The sequence below is a fragment of the Nocardiopsis alkaliphila YIM 80379 genome, assembly GCF_000341005.1.
In the GTDB taxonomy this organism is placed as follows: domain Bacteria; phylum Actinomycetota; class Actinomycetes; order Streptosporangiales; family Streptosporangiaceae; genus Nocardiopsis; species Nocardiopsis alkaliphila.
Genome location: NZ_ANBD01000038.1, coordinates 1 through 223 on the forward strand (window position 1 = coordinate 1; position 223 = coordinate 223).

The 223-nt window shown below is 70.9% G+C and carries 1 pseudogene; it reads left to right on the forward strand.

Features of this window, described 5'->3' with window-relative positions:
• A pseudogene (locus D472_RS24875) lies at positions 1–223 on the forward strand (biotin--[acetyl-CoA-carboxylase] ligase); the annotation flags it as partial.

Genomic DNA, 223 nt, shown 5'->3' on the forward strand with positions numbered 1-223 from the left:
ATAGGTGAGGTGACCGGGGTAGGGGCCGTGCTGAAGTGGCCCAACGACGTGCTCGTGCCGGGCCGGGAGCGAGACGGCAAGCTCGCCGGGATCCTCGCCGAGGCCGATTTCTCCGACCCTGGACGGATCGGTGTGGTGGTGGGGATGGGTCTCAACGTCTCCCAGGCCAGGGACGAGCTCCCGGTGGAGACCGCCACCTCGCTACGAGCGGCGGGGGGCGGGG